Here is a 19112-nt window from a genome sequence, read left to right as displayed (position 1 = left end):
GGGTGCGTTGGGATGCTATGCGGCGAGCGTCAGCAAGTCCCGTTCCGATACGCTGATCTGGACCGTCGAGCCCACTTCCGGTGGCGGCGCATCTGGCCGGTTGAACGTATCGAGCGAAACGAACTCACCGCCGACCTGCACGCGGACGCGGATGACTGAGCCGAGGAAATGCACTTCGGCTATGCGCCCCGACAGAACGACATTGCGTCCTTCATGCCGACCGAGCGAGACCGTCTCGGGCCGAAGCGCAAGGCTGACCTTGCCATCGGCGGTTATCGGCAAGGCCCGGTTGAGCGCGACGGGAACGTCGCCAACCTTGATCTTGCCCGCCTTCGCATCGATCACCGAAGCGCCGATCAGGTTCAGCGTGCCGACGAACTGGGCGACGAAACGCGTTGCCGGGCGGTTGTAGATCTCGAAAGGCGTGCCGACCTGGTCGGCTATGCCCTGATGCATGACGACGACGCGGTCGGACATCGACAGCGCCTCCTCCTGGTCGTGCGTCACGAAGATCGTCGTGATGCCGAGCTCGCGCTGGATGAGGCGGATTTCCTCGCGCAGGTTGACGCGGATCTTAGCGTCAAGCGCCGACAGGGGCTCGTCGAGCAGCAACACGCGCGGCTTGGCCGCAAGCGCGCGCGCCAGCGCAACGCGCTGCTGCTGACCGCCGGACAGCTGGAAGGGATAGCGCTCGTCGAGGCCGGGTAAGCCGATTAACTTCAGCATGTCCGCGACGCGGTCGTCGATCTCCGCCCTTGGCTTGCCGGCGACACGGAGGCCAAAACCGATATTCTGCGCAACGGTCAGGTTGGGAAACAACGCATAGGCCTGGAACACCATGCCGATGTTACGCTGGTTCGGCCGCAGGTTTGTCACGTCCTGACCGTTGATGCGTATCGAGCCGGAGCTTGGCGTTTCGAAGCCGGCCACCATGCGAAGCACGGTCGTCTTGCCGCATCCCGACGGCCCGAGGAAGGAAACGAATTCGCCCTTGTCGATGGCGAGGTTGAAGTCCTTCACGACGTGGACCGCGCCGAAGGATTTCTCCAGATGATTGATGTCAAGGAAGGCCATGCTAGCGTCTCGCGGCGGAGAATTTGGAAAATCGTGTGACGAGCTGGATCAGCCCCATGCAGGCCCAGGTGATGATGAAGGCGATCACCGCCAGCGCCGAGGGTTCGTAAGCGCGGTTGCCGCCCATCCAGACCATGAAGGGGCCAAAGCTGTTGATGTTCAGCAGCGCCGCGAAAACATACTCACCAATCACGATGGCGAAGGTCAGGAAGGCGCCCGAAAGCACCGAAATCAGCACGTTGGGCAGGATGACCGTAGCCAGAATCCGCGTCCAGCTCGCGCCGAGGCTCTGCGCTGCTTCGGTCAGGGTGGCGACGTCGATGGTGCGCAGGCCGGTATCGACCGCCCGGTACATGTAGGGCAGGGCGAGCGTGGCGTAGCCGAAAAGTGTGAGGATGTTGGTTCCCCACCAGCTTCCGGTCAGTGGCAGGATCGAAGACGTGTTGTAGATGCGGATATAGCCGAAGACGATGACGATCGGCGGGATCACCAGCGGCAACAGCGTGATGAATTCGATAACGGGGCGAGCGCTCGGCAGGCGCAGTCTCACCCAATAGGCGGTCGGCACGACGATAAGCGCGCCAAGCACGATGGTGAGGAGCGCGAGCACGATGGAATAGCCGAACGTATGCTGGAACTGCGGGTCGGCCAGCACCACACGGTAGGCTTCGAAGCTGTAACCATCCCGCTTCATGCGCATCGAGAATTCGAACATGCCGGCGAGCGGCAGCAGGAAATACAGCGAGCCGAGGAGAATGACGATCCAGGACCAGGCGCGGTTGCCGTTCATTTGAGCCACCTTTCGGCGCGCATGCGCAGCAAGATGTAGATGGCGTTCGCCACGGCGGTGAGGGCAATCATCGCAAAGGCGATTGCATAGCCCAGATGAGGATCGTTCAGCACATCGCCGCGGATTTGCGCGAACAGCATGATCGGCACGATCGACAGCGAGGATCCGGTCAACGCGATTGCCGTGGCGACGGCGCCGAAAGCGTTGGCAAACAGAAGCGCCAGTGTTCCCAGCAGCGACGGCCATAGCACTGGCAGTGCGATCATGCGCCAGTACTGGAGGCCGCTTGCCCCCAGTATTTCCGCGGCCTCCCACCACTCCCGCCGCAGGCCTTCGAGGGCCGGGGTGATGATGAGGACCATCAACGGGATCTGGAAGTAGAGGTAGGTGATGGAAAGACCGAGAAAGGAGATGAGGTTGAAGCCGCAGGCGTAGAGGTTCACGCCGAACCAATCCCGCAGGATCAGGGTGACGAAGCCGAGCCGGCCGAGGGTGGCAATGAAAGCGAAGGACAGCGGCACGCCGGCGAAATTGGAGGCGACGCCGGAAAAGGTGGTGACGGTGTTGCGCAGCCAGCCGGGCAGGTTGCCGAGCGCGATGGCCGCCGCGATCATGAACCCGAACACGCAGCCAAGCACCGCCGTCAACATGCTCAATTCGATCGAAATTCGGAAAGCCTGGCGAATCGTCGGCGTGAACAGCGCCACGATGTTGCCGAAGGTCAGGTCGCCGTCGGCATTGCCGAATGCGCCGATGACGATGTTCATGGTCGGCAGGATCAGAAATAGCAGGGCGAACAGCAGGAATGGGGCGACGCCCAGCCAATTCAGCGCGTGACGAGTCCTGATGGTCGAGCCCATATTTGCAATGTTCATCGTCATTCTGGAGCGGTCCCGGCGATCAAATGATCGAGGCAGGCTCCGCCCGTCAGGCGGAGCCTGGTCTTGGGAGATGCGGTCGTCAGGGCTTACTTGACGTTGGCGCCGACCACCTTGTCCCAACCTCCGGTGACCGCGACCTTGTTAGCGGCAAGTTCCTCGACGGTCGGGAAGATGGCGGCCTCGTAGGCAGCTGCGGGCGGCAATTTGTCGAGGAGTTCCTTGGGGAATTTGCCGGCCTTCGACATGGCGGCGAAACGGGCCGGGTGGCAGTAACCCTTCAACCAGCCGGTCTGGCCCTCGTCCGAGTAGAGGTACTCCATCCAGAGCTTGGCGGCGTTCGGATGGGGAGCGTAGGCGCTGATCGCCTGCACATAGACACCCGCCACGACGCCGGACTTCGGCACCACGACATCCATGGGAGGATTGCCCTTGAGACCATCGCGCCAGGCCAGCAGATTGTAGTCCCATGCGGCGACGATCGGGGTCTGCCCCTGGGCGATCGTTCCTGCCTTGCCCATGACCGGCACGAAGTTGCCGGACTTGTTGAGCTGAGCGAAGAACTCGAGCCCCTTCTTGCCACCCTCTTCGCCCGCCTTTGCGCCCTGCGACAGGCCGGAGGACATGATCGCCAGGATGGCCTGCGAGGACGAACGAGGATCGCCGGTAAGAGAAACGGCGTTGGCGTAGTCGGGCTTTTGAAGGTCGGCCCAGTCGGTCGGGGTCGCCTTGATCAGGTCCTTGTTCACGCCGAAGGCCATCACGCCGTAGTAGTCGCCGTACCAGTAGCCTTCGGCATCCTTGATGTTGTCCGGAATCTCCTCCCAGGTCGCCACCTTGTAGGGCTGGATCAGGCCGTCGGTTTTTGCCGAGGGGGCAAAGGCCAGGCCCAGGTCGACGACGTCGGGCGCCTGCGGACCGGTATTGCCCTTGTTCGCCTTGATCGCCTCGATCTCGTCGCCGGTACCGGCATCCGGGTTCAGTTCGTTGATCGCAATGCCCGGATACTTTGCCTTGAAACCGGCGATGACGTCACCATAGCCGCACCAATCATGAGGCAGCGCGATCACGGTGAGCGCGCCTTCCTTGGTCGCGGCCGCGGCCAGGTCGCTCATCGCGTCGGCGCGGGCAGCCCCGGCTAGCGCGGTCAGCGCGAACGCCGAGGCAATGGCCACACGGCTCGTTGTGTTGGTGAAATTGTTCATCGACTTCTCCCTGTTCAAGCGCTCTCGGCGCCATTGTTTGTGCTATTCCCCGGAAAATCCTGTCTCAGGCGAAGGCCGCCGCCCGAAAGCAGGCGAGCGCGGCCAAGTCCAACCGCGATCCCCGGTGGGACCTTCCGCCGCCGACCCACTCGCGAGAAAACAGTAGGTTTGCGGTGACCGTCTGATCGTCGCCAGAGTGCAACAATTGGACAAACTATCAATGTCCACTATGCTGGTTCACAGCATACCAATTTCATGCCCATGTCACATCCGGAACCGGTCGATTGGCAAAGCAGCAACAAGGCCCGATATTGCCCTTCGTGCGGATCGACCAAACCGCCCCGATGCCGAAGTTCCGGCAGATACAGGATCAACTCCGCACGGCGATTCTCCGGGGGCAATTGCGGGCCGGATCCCGCTTGCCGGCCAGCCGCGTCCTGGCTGACGAGTTGGGGATGTCACGGCCGACGATCGTGCGGGTGCTGGAGAACCTGAAGTCCGAGGGATATCTCGAGACGCGGCAAGGTTCAGGGACTTTCGTGACAAGCGATCTTCCGCGCCGATTGCCCCGCCAGGCTCGGACAACAGGCGCCGTAGCCCCATCGGAAACGGCGGCGCCACGCTTGTCGCGGATCGGAGATCTCTCGCGCCAAATGGCCGCGGACATCGGCAAGGCGGAATATCGCCCGTTTCTGCCCAATCACCCGGCTTTCGAGCGGTTTCCCTTCGCTATCTGGCGAAAGTGCTGGAACGTTGCCACCAGCGGCGGCCGCGCAAACGGTCTGGGTTATGGCGATCCCGCCGGCGAGGTGGTGCTGCGGCAGCGAATTGCGGAGTATCTTGCTCTGCATCGCGGCGACTTGTGCGATCACGAGCAGATCGTGATTACCCCCGGCGGCCACAGCGCTTTTGCGCTCGCCGCGCTCGTGCTCGGCAATCCGGGCGACAGAATCTGGCTTGAGGATCCCGGGCCGCTGACGGTCCGCAATCTGTTCTGGACATTGGCGCTCGACGTCTGTCCCGTTGCCGTGGACCGGGATGGAATGGATGTCGGCCAGGCGATCCAGAAATATCCGGGTGCGCGCTTTGCCTTCGCCATGCCGTCACGCCATCATCCACTGGGCGTCACCCTGTCCCTGCCTCGCCGGCTGGCCATGCTCGATTGGGCGAGACAGCACGAGGCGTGGATCATCGAGGACGACTACGACAGCGAGTTCCGCTATGTCGGACCGCCGTTGCCGTCCATCCGGTCGATCGACGGCCATGATCGTGTCATCTACGTCGGCACATTCAGCAAGGCGCTCTACCCGGCGATCCGCGTCGGCTATCTCGTGCTGCCCCGTCAGCTTGTCGGAGCCTTCCGGAATCTGACGGGCCTCATGAACCGCAGTGTCCCGGTCGACGTCCAGCTTGCTCTCGCGGAGTTCATCGGCGGCGGGCATTTCGCAACGCATCTGAGGCGAATGCGTGACCTGTACACGCAGCGCCGCACCGCCTTCATGGAATTCGGCGCGGGCGCTCTCGACGGCCTTGCACGAATCGACTGCCCCGACAGCGGGATGAACGCCGTCGCCTGGCTTGAGGAGGGGCGCGACGATGTCGTGGTTCATCGATCGGCAGTGGCGGCAGGCATCCAGTGTTTTCCGTTGTCGGACTACACCGTCGGAGCAAAGATGCCCGGTGCGCTCGTCCTGGGGTTCTCCGGCGTGCCGGTCGAGAGAATGAAGCGCCACTTCGACGCGCTTGCGGATGCGATAGCGCGAAGCTGACGCCGAACCGTCGGCTTGAACGGCTCACCGTCCCGAACGTGGACGTTCCGCTCCCGGCCCCCCTTTAGCCGAATAAGTAGCTGGGCGTTCCTCCAGTGGCCAATCATGGCCGAAGGAGAAACGAAATGGGACATTCTCACATGACCCCACTGTTCCTGATCGCCGCGCCTGGAACGCGGGCAAGAAGGTCGGAACGAAACGGCCGCTGAAGTGTCGACAGATATGGGAGATCCGGTTCTTTCTCGATTGAGAGCGGCGACTTCGCGATCGAGCACTCTTCGATCTAGCAATCGACAGCAAGTTGCGCGGCTGCGACCTGGTCAAGATCAAGATCGGCACCTTGGTTCTCGGGCCGGAAATTTGCACTCGTGCGATGGTCATGCAACAGAAGACGGGCCGACCGGTCCAGTTCGAACTGATGAGCGATGGTCGCGGTCTATCATTCCGATCATCGCGAACTATGTGCACACGAGCGCGATTGGCCGTTCCGCATCATCAATATCCTTGAAGTGGTTGGTGAAAGCATGGGGTTGCATCGGCACGATCGCTACAAGGAGCTCAAGGTCATGCAAGACGCCGACCAAATCGTCAACGAGTGTGGGGACCTAATCGCAAAGCACTCCCTCGATCCCCAAGATGCTCGTGACGCCGTTGTCAGGGTGCTACTGGGCGAGCAGCCGCTTCCTCTGCGGGGCAGCGAGAAGGCGAAAATGTCGTAGCACCAGGTTGAATGTCGGCGTTCTCGCAAGCGGTCGTTCGCGGCGTCGCCGCCAGTCATGGCAGCACCCAAGCAAAATTGCGAGCTTGGGAGAACGACCGACCTGCTGGTCGTCGAATGAGAGCGCGAGAGGTTCCCTCAAAAGCTGTCACACGTCTGCGCCCAAGCCGACTGCTTTGCGCCTTATATCGGCCATTCGGGGCTCTGTTGGCGCCCCCAAAAAGCAGACCTCCAAACGGGTTTGCCCAATAGGTCGGTCTGGCTCTATTCGACCGGAAAGCGGGCACCCTACTGAGCGCTTCGCCCATTAGTTCCAGCCATTGCAGCCGCGAGGCTCAAAGCTCGCTTGGAAAGCCGATGCGGGTTCCGTAAATATGTTTGATAGCTTTAAACCGATCCGTTCACGGATATTTGTGCGTTACATTGGTCGTAACTATCGCCTTGAACGGAGCTCTTAGTTGACTTCCGGGCTTGGCCCAGCCAGCCTGCTAGTCCTCGACCGATAGATACCAGATGGCGATGGTAACCCACTGTTGCCGCGACTTCAGGACTCTTAATATTGCGTAGTTCGTAACAATGATCAAACAGGCCAATTATAAGACAGCAATACTGACTGTGGCTTGTGCTGGAGTATCAATTTTCATTCCTTCGTCGCATTCTCTCGCGGGCGAGCTCGTTATCACCGAACAATTGACATGTGGAACGCTCGGCGACTCAGAGCGACGCCAATGGGAAACCGCCGCTGCCTCAGGCAACACGGCGGCGCTCAACAATCTCGGCTTTCTGTACGTATTGGGTTGCGGTGTGAAGCCCGACGCCCAGGGCGCAAAGCAGTACTTTGAGCAGGCCGCCGACAAGGGCGACGCGCAAGCAGAGCACAATCTGGGATACCTCTATAGCAAGGGCGGCATCGGCGTGGCTCAAAACAGCGCTCTCGCCTTCGCCTGGTATACTAAGGCGGCGGCCAAGGGATTTGCTCAATCGGAATTGAGCCTGGCCATAATGTGTCAGACCGGCCAAGGAGCACCAAAGGACCCGGTCAGGGCCGCCGAACTCCTCCGCCAGGCGGCGGACCAAGGGCTTGCCCCTGCCCAATTTCAACTCGGCGCAGCCTACGAGAGCGGCGAGGGTGTTGGGCGCGATTATGCGCAAGCGATGATGTGGTATCAGAAGGCGGCAGCCCAGAACGATCCCACGGCGTTGGCGGCAATTGGCTATTTGTATGAGTATGCCCGGGGGGTTCCACAGGACTTCGCCGCTGCCATGCGCTGGTATCGGGCTGCTGCCGCGCTAGGCAGCCCTATCGCGGAAAATAATCTAGGCGGACTTTATGACACCGGCAGAGGCGTCGCACTCGATCCCGCACAGGCTGCCATTTGGTATGCAAAGGCCTCTGCGCAGGGACTGTCTGCGGCCAGTGCCAATCTCGGCACCCTCTATGCTGCCGGCAAAGGAGTGCCGCAAGATTATCAACGCGCAATGGATTTGTTTTCGATCGCGGCTCAACATGGGAATGCTAAAGGTGAGTATAATCTCGGGGAAGCCTACTTAACCGGAAAAGGTGTTGGGCAGGATTATGCCATTGCTCGTCAATGGTTTGAAAAATCGGCAGATCAAAACAATCCTAGAGCGCAATATGACCTGGCAGCCATATATATGAATGGTATGGGTGTTGAAAAGAATATTGAAAAATCAATAGCATTGTTTGAAGAAAGCGCCAAAAATGGCGACGATGACGCTCAATACGTACTTGGAACCATCTTTGAATTTGGAATTGGTGTAACAAAAGATCGATCGACTGCTATTATATACTACAACAAAGCCGCAGCAACAAGCAATATTAAAGCAAAAGAGGCACTTAAGCGACTTTTTTGATGAATATTATGTAGATTTTCTCTCTTCTCAGAAGGCCGTGACCGTTAACAACCTATAGGCTAGATTTGGCGTCGGATTGGAAGCGGATGCTACGGTAGATGGATCGGCTTAATCGCGGGAGGTGGTCGGCTGGTCCGACTGAACGGAACCACCTTATCCGCTTCCCAGTCCGGTCATCCCGAAAGCAGACATTCGGCTCTCGGCCCCGCAGCCGTCGGTCAGCAAAGCGCCTCATATCGGCCGTTGGGCAGACTATAGCCGTATTGCCAAAAGCGGACATCCGACCGCCTAGGCGAGGCGGCATGTTTGCCGTAGCCAAGTAGTGGGCTATCTCTGGCGCTCTGCAACGTCAAAGCGGGGCGGAGGGCCGTGAAGATGACTCGTCGCCTCCACTTCCAACGGATCACCGTTTGGCGAAGCCATCTTCCGTCCTGAGCCTCGTACTTGGCTCGGAAAAGGCGGTTTGGTTCGGCAGTCAAGCCTCAGGGGTTCACTCCAATCCCGGGTCAGTTCTCAGCGAAAATCAAAGAGTCTTGCAAGGGCCATCGGGCCATCTCCTGAGTTGCCATCGAAAAGGCAGTTGCCGGCGAGAGCCTTGCCCGCCGCGACATCAGCCGCCACCGCGAACTCTTCGGGGTAACTGTAGACGAAAGGGTGCGACCGCGTTGTTTAGTGGGCGCCACCGGCGCCGCTGCCGTCGCCTTTCTTGGCGAAGAGCAGGGCGGTTGCGGCCAGGGCAAGAACCGTGCCGATAACACCAAAGGTATCACCGAAACCCAGGATCAGGGCCTGGCGATGCACGGTTGCGGCGATTGCCGCAACTGCCTTGTCGTGAGCAGCAGCTGGGTCCACAACTCCGTGCGCTAGGAAATATTGAGTCAGGTGGGTGATCCTGTCCTGAACCTGGTTACGATGACATTTGAGTGGAATTGTTCGCGCTTGGTCAGCAGCGTGGCCAACATGGCTGTGCCGGCCGCGCCGCCGAGATTGCGGAGCATGTTCGACAGACCCGATGCCACGCCCGCTTCGGTTGGAGAGATGCCAGCCGTGGTGATGACGGTAACGGGTGTCAAAACCAAGGCCTGCCCGATGGCGCGTACGATGTTTGGAAGGAAGAACTGGTCCCCGGCGTTGTCGAGTGACAAATGGACGTTCATGAAACAGCTGGCCGCAAATATACTGATGCCAACGAATTCGATAAAGCGGACGTCAAAGCGCTTTACCAGATATGGCACTAAGGGAATTATGATAAGTTGTGGCAAGCCGGTCCAAGCTAATACCAGTCCGATTTGCTCAGCGTTGTAGTGTTGCTGAGCATATGCGAGCGACATGCACTATTGGCCGGCTCCCGTAACCTTTTGCCGGCGAGATTTGACTGCCTCCAGCAGTTCGCGCTCGTTCGTATGAGCATTCCGAAAAATGGCCACAACCAATATCGCCACAATTTCAGCGTTCGGGTCCAAGGGATCGAGGCGTTCATCCGCGCAGACCTGATTGAACACGCGTTCGCAAACAGCCATATCGAGAGGGCTAAGACAGGTACGGTTGAAACGCTGATGCGGCATGTGAGCGAACCTTTTCAAGGCCCGCCGCCCGTGCTTTGCGGCGGGCTTATGTCACGAGGCATGAAAGATGTTGTCCATAGCTTTCAAGCAACGTTACTCCATAGCCGGCGGTTGCGTTATCAATAACCCCAAAATCTGCGCGCACTCGCGAGACCTATATTGCCCGGCTGTCATCAACTGGTAATAGTCTTGCCGCTTATTTTCCGGTATATGAAAGCCGCGCCGAAATTCAGCTGCCTCTTTTGGAGTTCGAGTGCAGCCGAGCTTGCTGGCGCTGACTTTCAAGCTCGCCAGTGAGCATCCGAGCTTTGCCGCAATGTCTTTCAGTGGTTCGTTATTGACGTATCCATCAAGAATTATCTTGCGGCGAGCTTCTCCTTTGATCTTCTCGTTCATTCGCGGTCTCCTCAACGTCGCTTTCACGATGTCGGAATCTATAGGTACCACTCCGAATTCTGTCGTTAGCCTCGCATCCAGAAACTTGTCACGGGATGCATTTCTTGCTGTAACTCAGCGTGATCGATGATCCCGCCGACAGGCTTGCCAGACGCCTGGAATACACCACATGATTGCGGGGGCATGGGCATACCGGAATCGGATATGGCACCCCGCGCGATGGACGCTAACAAGCAGGACGAGGCGCACACTGGGCAGGCGCCGGAGCTTGAGCGGCGTCGTTGGCCTCGCGACGCTCAACCTGACAGCGCGGCAGCTCAGCCAATCGCACCGGCGTTGGAGCCACTGTCGCTTTCAACGGTGGAACTGGCACCAAAGGACCAATTCGCCGCTTGGCAGGCGCATGTGGCACCGCTTGTCGAGCTCAGGTTGCCGGACAACAAATCGCAGGACGATGGCTTCCCGGCCACCCACACGGCTTGGAATCTTGGTGGCATGCTGATCGTTGAACAGCGGACGCCGGCGCACAGTTATATTCGTTCCGCCGCAAAGCTTCGCTCCAGCTCGATCGATCACTGGTATGTCGTCTTGCCACATACCGGCCGGTCGTGGACGGAGGTCGATCGCCGCGTCGCGGAAGGACAACCGGGCAAGCTTGAGATCAGGTCGTTGGGCTACCCGTTTCGCGGCAGGACAACGGAGTCAGAAAGTCTCCTTCTCTATTTGCCGCGTGATTTGTTCGCAGATGCGGCGGCAACCCTCGACGCGAACAACAATTCAATTCTTTCCGGCAACCTTGCTAACCTTTTGATCGACTACGTCGACAGCATCGTGACAAGACTGCACAGCCTCACGGCGGACGACCTGCCCCGCATCGTACACGCAACGCGCAGCATGATCATTGCATGCCTCGCGCCTCCGGCCGAAAACGCGGCCGCGGCCGAACAACTGGCCAGTGTCGCGCTGATGGAACGGGCGCGTCGATACGTCCACAACAACCTGGACGCGGTTCGTTTGACGCCGGATTCAATGTGCCGGGCGCTCGGAGTTTCGCGATCTCGTCTTTATCAGTTGTTCGAACCGAGCGGTGGAGTACTCCACTACATTCAAAGTCGCCGACTTTTGGCAGCCCATATTGCGCTCAGCGATCCGGCGGACAGCCGGCGCATCGTTCAAATTGCGGAAGCCTTCGGCTTCAGCTCAGCAGCAAATTTCAGCCGAGCATTCAGCAAGGAGTTCGGTTACAGCCCCCGCGAAGGGCGCAGGACGACAGTGTTGCCGCGCCCCTCGCACTCTGTTTCGCTTGGCGAGCATGAAAAGGCCTCCTCCTTTGAAGGATGGCTCAAGGCGCTTGGAAGCTGAGCACGAGCGAGGCTCCGGTTGAGATCGGCGACTTTTCATCAGAATGCCTCGCGGGGGTTCTGCCGGATGCCTAGCAGCAATCCCCTGCCGGGCAAGAAACTGCCCTGGGGACGGCAACCAAATGGCAACAGCCCTGGGCGAGCGATGCCGCGCCGATATCGAGATATGTACGCCCGGATAAGAATTTGGATGCGCAGCTAACGACAACGCGACGTTACTCGTAGATGTTCGCATGACTTTAGCGGGGGGCTCGGCACAGGCGGCAGGTTTCCAAGTTGGGGGAAATATCGCACCGCCTGTGCCGACCGCGTTGCCGCTATCCGTCAAAAAGTGGTGGCGTAATCGAGCTAGCGTGCCAAGGCCGGGGGCGGCCGGCTGGTGTTCATTCCACCGCAAGATGGCTTCGTGGGGGCTCGACGGCTTAGTTGGGGGCTCGGCACAGGCGGCAGGTGTCCAAGTTGGGACATCAGATCGCCTGTGCCGCTCGCGCCACCTCTGTCCGTCAAACGTGGTGGCGTATTGAGTAAGCGTGCCGATGGCCGGGGGCGACCGGCCGGTGTTCAATCCGTCGCAGAATGGCTTAGTGGGGGCTCGGCACAGGCGGCAGGTGTCCAAGTTGGAGATACCGGATCGTCTGTGCCGCTCGCGCCACCGCTATCCGTCAAAGATGGTGGCGTTGTTGGGTAAGCGTGACAAGGTGGACGGCGAACGGCTGGCGTTCATTCCGCCGCAGATGCCAACTCTTGTCGAGCAGCCGCCCGAAGATGACGGGTGGGTCCACGAGGCCAAGCTCGACGGCTACCGGACGCAGATCATCATCGATAAGGGCGGCGTGCGGCTCTACAGCAAGAATGGCCGTGACTGGACGACAAAATACTGGCCCATCGCACTGGCGGTCGACCTGCCCTGCCGGGCTGCCATTCTCGACGGCGAGGTGATTGTGTCAGGCGAGCGGGGCACGCCCGATTCCGTTGCGCTGGAAGCCGCGGTCTGGAATGAGCCGAGCGAACTGGTGTTCGTCGCGTTCGATCTCCTTCATCTCGACGGTCGCAATCTTACCCCCCTACCTTTGTTGCTGCGTAAGCACGCCCTGCGGCAACTGGTTGAACCTGGCCTCGGCAAGATCCAATACAGCGACCATTTTGAGCGCGGCGCGCTGGCGAACTTTGGCGTCATCGAGAAGACAGGGTTTGGTGGCATTATCTCGAAGCGTTCCGACAGCCCGTACAGGAGCGGACTGTCGAAAACATGGCTGAAGACCGAATATTCTTGAAAGCGTCTTGATTTGCCAGGACAGCCCCGCACAGCGAACGCTGCTCCCCCGGGGAGCCCAATAGTTCGAATCACGTGCGGCGCTATTTTAACATTCGCTAATTTACGTTTTGTTAATGAACTTTGGTGTTCGGCATGTGGATAACGTGCCGCCAATAGCAGTGGACCATGAATTTGCGATGTGGCGCACGCGGCGTTTGTTAAACCGCCGAGTTGAAAGTTGCCAAGCTTGTTACTTATGCTATTTCTAATCTGGGGACGGGGACGCTAATTTACACCGCCTATGGAGGTGGCTTTTGCGCCCGGAGGTATCAGGCGTCGGCACAGAGAATGAGAAGCCTTCCTCGATCGATGTTTCACGTGCTGGCGAAGCGCTTCTCGCTGACCTGTTGGCGAATACGACTGAACTTTTGTCGCTCTATGATCGCGACTTTCGGCTAACGCACTACGCAGCCAGGCTCAAAGGCCTGTACGGAGGCGCGGTGATGCCAGGCGCCGCCATTTGGGAAATCTACCCAAGCTTCCTCGATACCAGGTGCCGCGACGAATTCCTTCGGGTATTTCAGGGCGGCTCTGCGGCAAGCATCGAATTGCCGCGATCATCGGGCGAAGCGCCTAGGTCCGTTTTCGTCTTCGGCACCGCAGATGGTGTCGGAATCATCGAATCTCAGGGGCAGGGAGGGCGCAGCGCCGCGGAGGAGCAGGAGCATGTAATTCTGCTCCATCAGGCGACCCACGACGTGCTGACCGGACTGCAGAATCGACGGCAATTCGGAGAGCGACTACAGGAAGCGCTAGCGGCAATCGGCGGCCCAAAACCGAAAGCCGCCCTGCTCCAAATCGACCTTGATGATTTCAAGTCGGTCAACGACACGCTCGGCCATGGAGCAGGCGACACGCTTCTGCAACTCGCGGCAGGTCGAATCCGCGACGCGCTGCAGGACGGCGAATCTGCATACCGGTATGCCGGCGACGAGTTCGCTGTCATCCAATTGGGCAAGGAGCAGCCCGTGGAAGCCGAGCGCCTCGCCGGATCCCTGGTCAATGCCTTCAAGGACCCGTTCATCATCAACGGCATTCCCGTTTTCGTTGGTTCAAGTATCGGAATAGCTTTTGGGCCGGAGCACGGGACCGACGGCGAGCAGTTGATGAAAGCCGCCGACATCGCTCTTTATGCAGCCAAGACGGATGGACGCGGCTGCGCCCGAACGTTCAATCGCTCGATGCTGCTCTTGCTCGAGCAACGCGAGAATCTCAGGCGCAGCCTTCGAACCGCGCTGGAGCGGGGCGAACTCTATATTGAGTATCAGCCGCTCATCCGGCCTCCTTCATCGGTGATCGGTTTTGAAGCGCTGCTGCGTTGGCGACACCCCGAGATCGGCATCATCCCGCCCGGTGTATTCATTCCGATCGCCGAGGCCGACGGTCTGATGGACGAGATTGGACGATGGGTGCTCGAGCAAGCCTGTCGTCAGGCATTGACGTGGCCTTCCTCGCTGACAGTCGCAGTGAACCTGTCTCCGGCTCAGTTTCTGAGCGGTTCGTTGACAGATACGGTCGCTCAGATCATCGACGCAGTTGGGATTCGAGCCGAAAGACTTGAACTTGAGATAACCGAAACGGTTCTTCTTGAGAAGACAATCGATAATATAGATACATTAAATACTTTGAATGTATTGGGGATAAGAATTTCGCTGGACGATTTTGGAACATATTACTCATCGTTGAGCTACCTGAAGAACTTTCCATTCGACACCTTGAAGATAGATCAATACTTCATCGCGGACTTGGAAACCGATCGCAAGAGCCAAACGATCGTGCAATCGATCATCAACCTGGCGCACGGCCTTGGTATAAGCGTCACCGCCGAGGGGGTCGAGACGTCGGCGCAGGCACGGTGGCTGGTCAAGGAGAATTGCGATTGCCTGCAAGGTAATTTCCTGGGACGGCCGCTTGGAGCCGAGGCAACCAGCGATTTCGTCAGGCGGTCGCCATCGAAGGAGGCGCGAGCGATGGAGGAATCGAATCGGGCGCTCTAGCCCTGCACTCTTTGTGGAGGGTTGAAAAACGATCGAGCTGGATACCGCGCGATGCGGAAACTCATCACGAGGCGGTCAAATTTCCGCCTCGGAGGTCAGGAGGATGCCGATGGGATCTGTTCATCACGAACCGGCTGGCGAGCCGACTTTTGAGCCGATGATCCAGATCGACATGGAGATCAAAACCTTTGTCTCCGCTTGGAAACACTGCGACTATGTCTCGACATATATGGCGCGGATGATCAGTCAAAACAGAACAGACTCGGTCCGACATTCGAATCTGTTTTCTTCTGCCTTCAACGAATTGCTGGAGGTCGCTTTTCGTACGCGCCATGCCGACGGCGAATTGGCATGCAGGGTGTCCCGCCACGGCGCGACGGATAGAATCGAGCTAACAATTCCTTGCGTGCCGGAGGAACGCCAATTCTATCAGGAGGCCGTGTCGCAAGTCGCCGGATTTGAGGCCAGGGAGCGATATCTCAATTCCGTGTCTGGAGATCTGGCGCCCAGCCGGGAGGTGGTACTCCTGGAACTGGCTGTCGACTACAACGCGACACTCAGGGTCGAGGAAGCCGCAAGCGACGCGATCAAACTTGTCGTGGATCTTCCACTTGAGGGCCTGCAGCATTGAGCCCTTACAACCTTCTCCCGCGCTTCAAGGCCCAATACGACGCGAACAACCAGGAGTTCTCCATAGCTGGGGTGGTCCGGCCGCAGGCGATCGATGAGCTTGGGCCCAGCCTGGCATTGCTACGCGATGCGATCGGCCGTGTACGCGGCGTTCTCTATGTCAATGTCAGGCGCCTGACGCAGATGAACAACGCTGCGTTCCATGCCTTTTCGAGGATCATGATTGACGCCTGTCGCGCTCGACCCGATCTCAAATTTGTCGTCATCACATCAAGCGTCGTCGGATGGACCTCACGAAAATTCGGTCGCTTGAGCGGAATCGAACCGAACATCACGGTCAAGCAGTATGACAGCGAATTCTATCCAGGGCAGGGCTTCCTTGAGGAAGGCGGGTTCGTTCCAATCCTGCGCACACAGACAAAGATGACCTGGCGCCACGAGCGTACAATCTTGCCGAGACACGGCATGAGGCCCGGGATCGTTATGGCAGACATCTGTTGCGGGATCGGCGATTTCGTCGTGCTCGTGCAGAAAGAGTTCCAGCCATCGCGGATCGTCGCCCTCGACCATTCCATATCAAGCCTGGACTACGCCCGACGAGTGATGCGCGAATTCGATATCCGGGGCATCGAATATACTTATGGAGATGCGTCGGAAATGCTGCTCGACGAGGCGCAGTTCGACTTGGTCACCTGCCGACATTCGCTTCAAATCTTCAATCGACCGGAACTCATCCTCAAGGAACTCTACCGCATATGCAAGCCAGGCGGGCGGGTCTACATCACCAACGAGAAGAATTCGCATTGCCTCGGCGAGCCGCGCGCAGAAAGCATTCGTTGGACATACAATGAAGTGGCGAAGCTGTTCGCGCATTTCGAGATGGACGTCGAGCTTGGGCCTAAGAGTCGGCGGTACCTGATTGAAGCAGGATTCGAAGACATACGTGTCGAGACCTTCATGGTCACCAACCTGGACGGAGATCCGCAGGACTTCGCCGATGTCATTGTGGCCTGGGCGGATGTCTATGCGGGCGATATGGCCACCCGACGCGGCGATGGGCCGGAGTTCATTGCACGATTCCGGCAGGGCTTTCAGGATCACATTTTTGCTGCGCTGCACCCCAAGGGTTATGCGGGTTGGCCGATCTGGGTCGCATCGGGGCGGCGGCCTCAATGAAAGCCGACGATCAGCCTACACCGCGCTTCGGCCTGCGCTCCTTTCGAGCAAAATTCGTATTGGTCGTTGGCGGCGCGGTACTGTTCGACCTCTTGCTCAGCGGTGGTCTGGCGCTTTGGAACGTTCAAAAGCTGTCGCGCGACGCCACATCGGAAGTCGGTGAGGGCCTGACCACCGCGAACCAGGAATACATTCGCTCGTATGCCGACTCGACAGCGTTAAGTGTCGACCTCCTGCTCGATCGAGTTCATGGGGACGTGAAGGCGCTGGCTGGCGTTCTGCAGGCACAGATCAACGATCCGAGCAGGCAGCAGCAGGTCGGAGCAACCCTTTCGCATCAAGCTCCCGGGTCGGTGAAAGTCGTCTATGACGCGCAGGGCGATTGGGCGCAGAACCTGCCGGGCGCGCCTTCGGTGATAAGCGTCTGGGGCTACCTGCTGGGCGCCGACCATACTCCGCTCCCCGCCGTTCAGCGGGAAATAGAAGACAGTACCGTGATCGATCTCGTCGCGCCGACCCTCATGGCCAGCGGATCGCCAAAACTCCAGATGTACTATATTGGTCCAAAGGAACGGCCGATCTTCAGGACGGTACCCTATACGGACCAGGCGCAGACCTTCGACCGACTCTATCCGGGTCACAACAAGGCGGAGTTCTGGGAGTTCTTCTTTCCGGGCATCTATGGGTCATGGCAGCAATGGGCCAGGGATCCGGCCTTGCGTCCGGTCGCCGACGACATCACTCAGACAGCGCCTTACACCGATGCGATCACGGGAAAGCTGATCGTCAGCTTTTTCCACCCGCTGTGGACGCGAGATCGCACCGGTATCGCCGGTGTAGCGGGTGCGGACATCACCCTCGATCAGCTCGCGGAAGTCGTCGAGCGCGTGAAGATCGCCGAGACCGGGTTCGGCTTCCTCACCATGTCGACCGGCAATGTGGTGGCGATCAATCCATCGGGCCAAGCGATCATCGGCCTGACTTCATCTAATGATGCTGGTACGCAGGGCGTCACCGGCCTGGAGAGGTCCCTGCGGGGAAGTACGCAGCCGGCTATCGCGTCGCTGCCACTCGACCAGAACAATGACGGTGTCATTCAGCATATCATGCTCGACAACAAGGGCGAACGCGTGCCCTACATAGTCGTCCTCAAGAGATTGAAGCCGACCAACCTGTGGAGTTCGGGACCGATCAAGTCCGAAGCGATGTCGGTCGGTATCGTCGTTCCCGAACGCGAGATCTATGCATCTTTGTTCGCCGCGCAGAAGAGTATCTCCCTTGCGACCAATCGCATCCTGCTCTTTCAGATCGGCGCCATCATCGTTTCGCTTCTGATTGTTTTTGCGGCAGTGCTCGGGATCTCGAAGCGGATCACGGCCGGCCTCAGGGCGCTTGCCGGCGCGGCCCAGAGGCTCCAGTCCAAAGACTATTCCGTCCGCGTGAGCATTCCAACGCGCGACGAGGTTGGAGCGGTAGGCGTCGCCTTCAACCGAATGGCCGAGCAGATCAGCTTTCACACGGAAAACCTCGAGCAACTCGTCGACGAACGAACCAGGGAGCTCGGCGATGCAAATCAGGAGATTTCCGCGCTCAACGAAAAGCTGCGGGATGAGAACATCCGGCTCGGCGCCGAGCTCGCGGTTGCCAGGCACATCCAGATGATGGTTCTGCCGAAACCGTTCGAGCTCGAAGCGATTCCGGGGCTTGAGATCGCGGCCTATATGCGGCCGGCCGACGAGGTCGGTGGCGATTATTACGACGTTCTGCAGAACGGGTCACGGGTCAAGATCGGCATCGGCGACGTGACAGGTCACGGTCTCGAGAGCGGCGTGCTGATGCTGATGGTCCAATCGGTCGCTCGCGCGCTGCAGGAGACCAACGAAGGGAATCCGCACCAGTTTCTCGATCGGCTGAACAGAGCAATCTACAAGAACATCGAGCGGACGAACACCGGCAAGCATCTCTCGCTGGCCTTTCTTGACTTTGAGGATGAGCGGGTAACGCTATCCGGCCAGCATGAGGACGTTCTCGTCATGCGCGCTGGCGGGGAAGTCGAACGCATCGATACGCTTGATCTGGGTCTTCCGGTTGGTCTGGAGAATGACATCTCGCCGTTCATTGACACGCGTGACATCGCGTTCGGGAGCGGTGACGTGATCGTGCTGCACACCGACGGCGTGACCGAGGCGGAGGATGAAGACAAGAGACTGTTCGGGTTCGAGCGCCTCTGCGAGAGCGTGCAAAAACGTCACGGCAGGACCGCCGAGGACATCAAGACCGGGATCATCGATGACCTGATGGCCCATATCGGTATCCAGAAGATCCACGACGACATCACCCTCGTGATCATAAGGCATACATGA

At 59.0% G+C, this 19112-nt stretch carries 14 protein-coding genes and 2 pseudogenes; 10 read left to right on the top strand and 6 right to left on the bottom strand.

Features of this window, described 5'->3' with window-relative positions:
* Positions 1-15: 15 nt before the first annotated feature.
* The 4 genes from DPM35_RS28745 to DPM35_RS28730 form a co-directional block, all read right to left on the bottom strand.
* Positions 16-1074, bottom strand: coding sequence for an ABC transporter ATP-binding protein (locus tag DPM35_RS28745; protein ID WP_112130711.1), 1059 nt, complete (start codon positions 1072-1074; stop codon positions 16-18).
* 1 nt (position 1075) lies between these two features.
* A complete protein-coding gene (locus tag DPM35_RS28740) occupies positions 1076-1864 on the bottom strand; it encodes an ABC transporter permease (protein WP_112130709.1) in 789 nt (262 codons plus the stop codon).
* Positions 1861-2739, bottom strand: coding sequence for an ABC transporter permease (locus tag DPM35_RS28735; RefSeq protein ID WP_112130984.1), 879 nt, complete (start codon positions 2737-2739; stop codon positions 1861-1863). The genes DPM35_RS28740 and DPM35_RS28735 overlap by 4 nt, the downstream gene beginning before the upstream one ends.
* 92 nt (positions 2740-2831) lie before the next feature.
* Positions 2832-3947, bottom strand: a complete 1116-nt coding sequence (locus DPM35_RS28730) for an ABC transporter substrate-binding protein (RefSeq protein ID WP_112130707.1) — start codon at positions 3945-3947, stop codon at positions 2832-2834.
* Positions 3948-4231: 284 nt separating this feature from the next.
* Here DPM35_RS28730 and pdxR point away from each other — a divergent pair, with 284 nt between their 5' ends.
* From pdxR to DPM35_RS28710, 4 genes and pseudogenes are all read left to right on the top strand, one after another.
* Positions 4232-5716: a MocR-like pyridoxine biosynthesis transcription factor PdxR gene (gene pdxR / locus DPM35_RS28725; protein ID WP_146768007.1), complete on the top strand. Its 1485-nt coding sequence runs from the start codon at positions 4232-4234 to the stop codon at positions 5714-5716.
* A 205-nt stretch (positions 5717-5921) separates the two neighbouring features.
* Positions 5922-6149 (top strand): annotated as a pseudogene (locus tag DPM35_RS33250) (site-specific integrase); the annotation flags it as partial.
* On the top strand, positions 6142-6435 hold the full coding sequence (locus DPM35_RS28715; RefSeq protein WP_181592195.1) for a hypothetical protein: 294 nt from the start codon (positions 6142-6144) through the stop codon (positions 6433-6435). The pseudogene DPM35_RS33250 and the gene DPM35_RS28715, both read left to right, overlap by 8 nt.
* Before the next feature lie 575 nt (positions 6436-7010).
* The gene (locus DPM35_RS28710) at positions 7011-8309 is read left to right on the top strand and encodes an SEL1-like repeat protein (RefSeq protein ID WP_112130703.1); all 1299 of its coding nucleotides are present in this window, start codon (positions 7011-7013) and stop codon (positions 8307-8309) included.
* Positions 8310-8978: 669 nt separating this feature from the next.
* On the opposite strand, the pseudogene DPM35_RS28705 reads toward DPM35_RS28710, so the two are convergent.
* Both DPM35_RS28705 and DPM35_RS28695 read right to left on the bottom strand, forming a co-directional pair.
* Positions 8979-9619: pseudogene (locus DPM35_RS28705) on the bottom strand (MFS transporter); the annotation flags it as partial.
* Between the two features lie 348 nt (positions 9620-9967).
* The gene (locus DPM35_RS28695; RefSeq protein WP_112130699.1) at positions 9968-10270 is read right to left on the bottom strand and encodes a hypothetical protein; all 303 of its coding nucleotides are present in this window, start codon (positions 10268-10270) and stop codon (positions 9968-9970) included.
* Between the two features lie 219 nt (positions 10271-10489).
* Between DPM35_RS28695 and DPM35_RS28690 the strand changes: the two genes are divergently transcribed.
* The 6 genes from DPM35_RS28690 (at position 10490) to DPM35_RS28665 (ending at position 19112) form a co-directional block, all read left to right on the top strand.
* Positions 10490-11632, top strand: coding sequence for a helix-turn-helix domain-containing protein (locus tag DPM35_RS28690; RefSeq protein ID WP_112130982.1), 1143 nt, complete (start codon positions 10490-10492; stop codon positions 11630-11632).
* Between the two features lie 535 nt (positions 11633-12167).
* Entirely contained in the window at positions 12168-12905 is a 738-nt protein-coding gene (locus tag DPM35_RS28685) for an ATP-dependent DNA ligase (protein WP_245431685.1), read from the top strand.
* Between the two features lie 346 nt (positions 12906-13251).
* Positions 13252-14943 (top strand): putative bifunctional diguanylate cyclase/phosphodiesterase, encoded by a 1692-nt coding sequence (locus DPM35_RS28680; RefSeq protein ID WP_112130978.1) that lies wholly within the window; start codon positions 13252-13254, stop codon positions 14941-14943.
* A gap of 109 nt (positions 14944-15052) precedes the next feature.
* Positions 15053-15574 carry a ubiquinone biosynthesis methyltransferase UbiE gene (locus DPM35_RS28675; protein WP_112130976.1) on the top strand — a complete coding sequence of 174 codons (522 nt, stop codon included), beginning with the start codon at positions 15053-15055 and terminating at the stop codon, positions 15572-15574.
* Positions 15571-16749: a class I SAM-dependent methyltransferase gene (locus DPM35_RS28670; RefSeq protein ID WP_112130697.1), complete on the top strand. Its 1179-nt coding sequence runs from the start codon at positions 15571-15573 to the stop codon at positions 16747-16749. The genes DPM35_RS28675 and DPM35_RS28670 overlap by 4 nt, the downstream gene beginning before the upstream one ends.
* Entirely contained in the window at positions 16746-19112 is a 2367-nt protein-coding gene (locus DPM35_RS28665) for a SpoIIE family protein phosphatase (protein ID WP_112130974.1), read from the top strand. The genes DPM35_RS28670 and DPM35_RS28665 overlap by 4 nt, the downstream gene beginning before the upstream one ends.

Source organism: Mesorhizobium atlanticum (genome assembly GCF_003289965.1).
In the GTDB taxonomy this organism is placed as follows: Bacteria; Pseudomonadota; Alphaproteobacteria; order Rhizobiales; family Rhizobiaceae; genus Mesorhizobium; species Mesorhizobium atlanticum.
Note: the sequence above shows the minus strand (reverse complement) of the source record. Positions and strands in the feature narration are given on the sequence as shown.